Source organism: Alphaproteobacteria bacterium (assembly GCA_035625915.1).
Lineage (GTDB): Bacteria > Pseudomonadota > Alphaproteobacteria > JACZXZ01 > JACZXZ01 > DATDHA01.
Map to the genome: position 1 here is coordinate 1 of DASPOR010000162.1, position 5,039 is coordinate 5,039.

Consider the following 5,039-nt stretch of genomic DNA (forward strand, 5'->3'; position numbering starts at 1 on the left):
AGCGACAAGCCGTTCATGGGCTCGGTCACCCATCCGCTCCGCGCCCAGGACACGGTCGACATGGCGAAGGTACTCTTCGGCGACAACTATATCGACGCGACGACCGGACGGCCTCGAACCGTGATCACGAGTCTCATCAACGCAAATTCGCCACTCACCTTCGATGCGACGATGCTTGGAGCGCTCAAGGTCTATGCGCGAAACAATCAGGCATGCCTTGTGACCCCGTTCATTCTGGCGGGTGCGATGGCGCCCGTCACGGTGGCGGGCGCTTGCACGGTGACGCTCGCAGAAGCGCTCGCGGGTCTTGCGTTCGTTCAGCTTCTCAATCCCGGCGCGCCGGTCATTTTCGGGAGCTTCGCCTCCTCGCTATCGATGCAATCCGGTGCTCCGACGTTCGGCACGCCCGAGCCTGCCCTGGTGCTCTACACCATGGCGGCCATAGCACGCCGCCTCGGCGTTCCCTTCCGCTCCGGCGGCGCGCTCTGCGCCTCCAAATTGGCGGATGCCCAGGCGGCCTACGAATCCGCAAACACGATGATCCCAACCTGCCTTGCCGGTGCGAACTTCGTCCTCCACACCGCGGGATGGCTCGAAGGCGGTCTCGCGATGGGGTACGAGAAATTCGTCATGGATGCGGATCAAGCCGGCATGATGCACACCATGCTTGCCGGTGTCGACCTGAGCGAGAACGGCCAAGCGCTCGACGCGATTCGCGAAGTAGGGCCGGGCAAGCATTTCCTCGGCTGCGCGCACACACAAGCCAATTTCGAGGCGGCGTTTTATCGCTCCCCTCTTGCCGACAATAACAGCGTCGAGCAATGGGAGGCCGAAGGCAGCCAGGACATGGCGCAGCGCGCCAATGCAATATGTAAGAAAATGCTCCGGGAGTACGAACCGCCGCCGATCGACCCCGCGGTGGACGAAGCGCTGATCGACTTCATGACGCGCAGAAAAGCCTCTTTTCCGGATTCGAACGTCTGAGCGGGAAAGCGATTCGATCGAAATCCGCGATCTACTGGGCGTGATGGCCGCGCGCATCGGCCACCGAGTGCGCGCGATGGGCCAGGCGCCGTTCGGCACTCGGCGGATGCCCGAACATATCCTTGTAGCACTTGCTGAAATGCGGCGGCGATTGGAAGCCGCAGGAGAGCGTTACCTCCATGATCGACATGTCGGTCTGCAGCAGAAGTTGACGCGCGCGGTTCAAGCGCAGCTCGAGATAATAACGTGCCGGCCGGCGGTCGAGGTGCTGTTTGAAAAGCCGTTCGAGGTGTCGCCGCGAGAGCCCCACATGGGCCGCCACGGCATCCAGGCTCATGGTCTCCTCCATATTCGCTTCCATGAAGGAAGCGGCCTCGATGATCTTCTGCTGTTTGGCGCCGACGCGCGCAAGCAGGGGAATTCGCTGCTGATCCCGCGCACTCCGAATGCGTTCCAGGATGAATTCCTCCGAGATCGCCACTGAAAGATCGCTCCCCATCCGCTGCGCGATCAGGTTCAGCATGAGATCGAGGGGTGCGGTACCGCCCGACGCCGTATAGCGGTCGCGATCGATCACGAAAAGTTCTGTCGAAAAATTGACGTCGGGAAATTCGTCGCGGACGGCAGCGATATTCTCCCAATGAATGGCGCAACGATAGCCATCGAGGAGGCCCGCACGCGCAAGCACGTAGCTTCCGGTGCAGAGGGCCCCCAATGCGGTGTTCTGGCGCGCGAGCCGTCGAAGGTAGGCGAGCGTCACTTCGTCGCATGCCTTGTGGATGTCAATGCCGCCGCAAACGAAGACCAAATCGAGGTTGGCCGCTTGCACCGCGGGAATGGTCGGCACAACGGCAAGGCCATTGCTGGCGTGGACCGGCTGCCCGGTCACGCTGACGATCGACCAGGAGCAAACCGTTTTTCGGCTGACGTGATTGACCATGCGCAATGACTCGACGGCATTCGCGAAAGCAATCATCGAGTAATTCGGCACGACCAGGAAACCGACACTGAGGGCCGATCTGCGATCGGTGAAGTTCATCGAACTCTCCCTGCCGGCGGCGGGATTGGAGTAAACGCCCCTATGGGGTATCTTGATGCGGAGACGACCGAAATACAACCGGGTGGGGAGGTGTAACCCCCAAATCCGAAGCCCTCGGCGCGAGGCTAGAACAACGTCGGCCGACGAATTGGTGCTGGGGCCGGACAGACGTGAAAACGAGGTTGCGTGGCATGATATCGAAAGATCCTCTTCTGCAACCATATCAGCTCAAGCACCTTCAACTCCGAAATCGCTTCATGTCGACCGCCCATGAGCCGTCCTACACCGTCGACGGCATGCCGAAGGAGCGTTATCGCCTTTATCACACGGAAAAGGCAAAAGGCGGCATCGCGCTTACGATGATCGGCGGTTCGTCGGTCGTCGCCCCGGATAGCCCGCAGGCGTTCGGCAACATTCTTCTTTACAAGGACGAGGTCGTCCGCTGGCTCAAAGAGCTGACGGACGACGTGCATCGTCATGGCGCTGCGGTCATGATCCAGATCACGCACCTCGGCCGCCGCACCACCTGGAGCAGGGACGATTGGCTTCCCGTCGTCGCACCGTCGCCCGTGCGCGAGCCGGCTCATCGCGCGTTCCCGAAATCGGCCGAGGATTGGGATATCGCACGCCTCATCCGTCACTATGGCGACGCCGCGGAGCGCTGCAAGGCAAGCGGCCTCGACGGGCTCGAGGTCGAATGCTATGGCCATCTGGCGGATCAGTTCTGGTCGCCCGCGACCAACAGGCGCAGCGACGACTATGGTGGAACGCTCGAGAACCGGATGCGGTTTTCACTCGAGGTACTTGCGGAAATTCGCGAACGCGTGGGGAGCGAGTACATCGTCGGCGTTCGCATGGTGTGCGACGAGGATTGGGAGCGCGGCCTGTCGAGGGAGGAGGGGGTTGAAATCGCCCGTCGCCTCGCCCAAAGCGGGCTGATCGACTTTATCAACGTGATCCGCGGTCATATCGAGAGCGACGAGGCCCTGTCCCATGTGATCCCCGGCATGGGCACGCGCTTGGCACCGCACCTCGATTTTGCGGGCGAGGTGCGCGCGGCAACGAAATTCCCGGTCTTTCATGCAGCACGGATTCAGGACGTCGCAACCGCACGGCACGCGGTAGCGACGGGGAAGCTCGACATGGTGGGCATGACGCGCGCCCACATGGCGGATCCGCACATCGCACGGAAGGTCATGGAGGGCAAGGAGGAGGAAATCCGTCCTTGCGTGGGGATGGGGTATTGCATCGACCGCATCTATCTCGCCGGCGAGGCCCTTTGCATCCATAACGCGGCGACCGGGCGCGAAGCGACGATGCCCCATGTGGTGGCGCGGACAAGCGGACCCAAGCGCAAAATCGTCGTCGTCGGTGCTGGCCCCGGCGGGCTCGAGGCGGCCCGGGTGGCGGCAGCGCGCGGCCATCGGGTTGTCCTGTTCGAAGCGTCGGACAAGCCCGGCGGTCAGCTTCTAATCGCCGCCGGCCTCAGGCGTCGGCGCGAGATCCTCGGGATCGTCGACTGGCGGGTCGCGGAATGCACGCGCGACGGCGTGGAATTGCGATTCAACACCTATGCCGAGGCTTCGGATGTGCGCGCCGAAGAGCCCGATATCGTTATCATCGCGACGGGTGGGCTCCCCTATACCTCATTTCTCGACGAGGGAGAGACGTTGGTGACGACGACGTGGGACATCCTTTCGGGATCAGTAAGGCCCGCCGAGACCGTGCTGCTCTTCGATGACAACGGCGCCCACCCCGGCATGTCGGCCGCCGAATTCATCGCGTCCGCGGGCTCCAAACTCGAATTCGCAACACCCGAGCGAATCCTCGCACCCGAAGTCGGCGGCACCAATCATCCCGCCTATCTCAAGGCATTCTCCGAACATGGCGTCGTGATCAGTTTGAACCTACGCCTCGAACGCATCAGCCGCGACGGAAACCGGCTGGTCGCAACCCTCTTCAACGAATACGACAAATCGCGCCACGATCGCCACGTAGACCAAGTTGTCGTCGAGCACGGCACGTTGCCGCTCGAGGATCTCTACTTCGAGCTGAAGCCCAGCTCGAAGAACCTGGGGGAGGTCGACTACGATGCCTGGGTTGCTAACCGGCCTCAGCATGTCGCGCGCAATCGGGATGGCCACTACGAGCTTTACCGAATTGGCGACGCGGTTTCGTCACGGAACATTCATGCAGCCATCTTCGATGGCCTGCGGCTCGCGAAGGATTTTTGATCGGTCGTGGCGATTGGCGCTTTTTCCGGTTCGGCTTTGTGAATTTCGAATATCCTATTTTTGTCACGGCACGGTTTTCGGGTCGGAGCCTATGGTTCATTCGACCCAGTAAGGTTCGAAGTGCTACAGAGCAGACGTAAGAGGTGCGTCTTATGTCGGCGATAGAGTTATCCAAATCAACACGTGATTCGACCCGCTCAGCCTGGAATGACGGCCGCAAGGCTTTCCTGATTTATCGACACGACGGAATCGACCGCAATCCCTACCCCGAGGGCTCGGAACTCCACGTCGTTTGGAACCAGGGGTTCGAGCAGGAAGCGCTCTACGGCACGCCCGGTGGCGAAGGCGACTAGCGCGGTTGACAGTCGGACCGTCATTTGCGGTCATTGCGCTCGCTTGGTCCACTGCAGGATCATAAAATTAGCCGCCACGACGTTCAGTTTTGCAGATATTTCGCCTGCCTTCGAAGTGATCCCCCTCAGTGCGGCCATGTGATTGGCATATTCCGTCGCGGCCTCGTCGCTATCGAAAATCACGAAGCCGTCCGAGCGGAGTTTGTATTTGCCGCGCTCGGACGTAGCAAGCGTCAAGACCGCGCAGATTTCGGCAAGGAAGTTCCGCATGAGCCGCAATTGTTCGAGATAAAGCGGCTCGGAAGCTGCGCGGCGCCGATCCACCCCTTCCAGTGCCAGATCGATCTCCGCGCGTGACAGCCCGAGCTTCGCGAGCGCCTCAGCGACGCGCTCGCGCTCTCCACCTATGGCCCGCTCGATAGATATCTC

General features: G+C 61.2%; 5 protein-coding genes. 3 read left to right on the forward strand and 2 right to left on the reverse strand.

Going from position 1 to position 5,039, the window contains the following annotated elements; all coding sequences use genetic code 11:
* On the forward strand, positions 1 to 984 hold a 984-nt coding region (locus tag VEJ16_12490), incomplete at its 5' end, for a trimethylamine methyltransferase family protein (GenBank protein HYB10481.1).
* A 31-nt stretch (positions 985 to 1,015) separates the two neighbouring features.
* On the opposite strand, the gene VEJ16_12495 is transcribed toward VEJ16_12490, so the two are convergent.
* A complete protein-coding gene (locus VEJ16_12495) occupies positions 1,016 to 2,023 on the reverse strand; it encodes a GlxA family transcriptional regulator (protein HYB10482.1) in 1,008 nt (335 codons plus the stop codon).
* Positions 2,024 to 2,214: 191 nt separating this feature from the next.
* Here VEJ16_12495 and VEJ16_12500 point away from each other — a divergent pair, with 191 nt between their 5' ends.
* Positions 2,215 to 4,257, forward strand: coding sequence for an NADH:flavin oxidoreductase (locus VEJ16_12500; protein ID HYB10483.1), 2,043 nt, complete (start codon positions 2,215 to 2,217; stop codon positions 4,255 to 4,257).
* 152 nt (positions 4,258 to 4,409) lie between these two features.
* Positions 4,410 to 4,610: a hypothetical protein gene (locus VEJ16_12505; GenBank protein HYB10484.1), complete on the forward strand. Its 201-nt coding sequence runs from the start codon at positions 4,410 to 4,412 to the stop codon at positions 4,608 to 4,610.
* Positions 4,611 to 4,640: 30 nt separating this feature from the next.
* Here the strand turns inward: VEJ16_12505 and VEJ16_12510 are convergent.
* Positions 4,641 to 5,039, reverse strand: a 399-nt coding sequence (locus VEJ16_12510) for a hypothetical protein (GenBank protein ID HYB10485.1), incomplete at its 5' end; no start/stop codon positions are given.

What these genes read in the sequence shown, in the direction of transcription:
- VEJ16_12495 (HYB10482.1), bottom strand. Translation starts at nt 2,023, where the DNA reads ATGAACTTCACCGATCGCAGATCGGCCCTCAGTGTCGGTTTCCTGGTC.
- VEJ16_12505 (HYB10484.1), top strand. Translation starts at nt 4,410, where the DNA reads ATGTCGGCGATAGAGTTATCCAAATCAACACGTGATTCGACCCGCTCA.
- VEJ16_12500 (HYB10483.1), top strand. Translation starts at nt 2,215, where the DNA reads ATGATATCGAAAGATCCTCTTCTGCAACCATATCAGCTCAAGCACCTT.